This window comes from Bradyrhizobium sp. LeoA1Lang (genome assembly GCF_055413685.1).
Genome location: NZ_JBVAPG010000390.1, coordinates 1 through 1,513, shown reverse-complemented (window position 1 = coordinate 1,513; position 1,513 = coordinate 1). Strand labels below are relative to the sequence as shown.

The following is a 1,513-nucleotide window of genomic DNA, read 5'->3' as shown; positions in this document are numbered from 1 at the left end:
GCCTCACCCCGAGCCCGATCAGATGATGCGCCAGCCGGTTCGCCCGCGCATTGAGCTCGCCATAGCTCAAGCACTCGTCCGCATAGACCACCGCCACCGCATCCGGCGCCTGGCGCACCTGCGCCTCAAACAGCTCGTGGATGCACCGCTCCGACGGATAGGCCGCCGCGGTCCGGTTCAGCTCCTCCAGCAGATACGCGCGCTCAGCGGCCGACAAGAGCTCAATCCGCCCCACCGGCTGCTGCGCATCGGCCACCATCGCCCGCAGCAGCGCCAGCAAATAGCCTCGCTGCCGCTCGATGGTCGCTTGATCGAACAGCGCCGTCGCATAGCCCAGCGTCCCGGCGATCACCGCGCCATGCTCGCCGAGGCTCAGCTCGAGGTCAAACTTGACCTGATCGTACTCATCCCCCGCCGCCTCCACGCTCAGCCCGGGAAGGTCGAACGACGGAGCGGCGTTGTTCTGCCAGGCCAACATCACCTGGAACAGCGGCGTGTGATCAAGCTGCCGTGGCGGCTGCACGATCTCCACCACCTGCTCAAACGGCAGGTCCTGATGCTCCTGCGCCGCCAGGGCCGTGCACCGCGTCCGTTCCAACAGCTCTGCCACGCTCGGCGCGCCCGACAGGTCAAGGCGAAGTGCCAAGGTGTTGACGAAGAAGCCGACCAACTCTTCGATCTCGCGCCGACCGCGATGGGCGGACGGCACCCCAATCACAAGGTCGTCCTGTCCTGACAGACGCGACAGCACCGCGGCCCACGCCGCCAGCACCGTCATAAACAACGTCGTGCCATGCTGCCGGCTCAGCCGCTTCAGCTCCCGCGTCAGAGCCGCATCGATGACAACAGGCACCCTGGCCCCGGCAAACGACTGCCGAGCCGGCCGCGGCCGGTCCGTCGGCAGCGCAAGACGGGCCGGGGCGCCCGCCAGGGTGTTGCGCCAATACTCCGCCTGCTTCTGCAGCCGCGCGCCAGCAAGCCACTGCCGCTGCCAGGCGGCATAGTCCGGATACTGGATCGCAAGCGGCGGCAGCGGATCGTCTTGTCCAGCCAGGAACGCCCGGTACAGGCAACTGAGCTCACGCACCAGGACGCCCAGCGACCAGCCGTCCGAGACAATATGATGCTGGGTCAGCAGGAAGACGTGCTCCTCTTCGCAGGTGCGGATCAGCCGGCCGCGGATCAGCGGGCCGCGCGCCAGATCGAACGGCGTCTTCGCCTCGTCCTGGCACAGCTCCGATAGCGCCGCCTCCGCATCTGCCCGGCCCCGCAGATCGTGCTCCACAACCGGCAGCCCCGCCTCCGGTGGCAGAACCTCAACCCGAGGTTCACCCTCTGCCGGGATAAAAATGCTCCGCAGCGCCTCATGCCGCGCCACCAACCGGTCCAGGCTGCGCTGCCAGGCGCTGCGGTCGAGCACACCCTTGAGCCGCCATCCCAGCGGGATGTGATAGTGCGTGCTGCCCGCATCCAGCTGCGCCAAAAACCAGAGCCGCTGCTGCGCAAACGAGGG

General features: G+C 67.7%; 1 protein-coding gene. It reads right to left on the bottom strand.

All coding sequences use genetic code 11. The features are described 5' to 3' along the window. Nucleotides 1-1,513 (bottom strand): condensation domain-containing protein (locus ACZYOF_RS43685; RefSeq protein ID WP_463719580.1); only part of this gene is annotated, 1,513 nt, incomplete at both ends.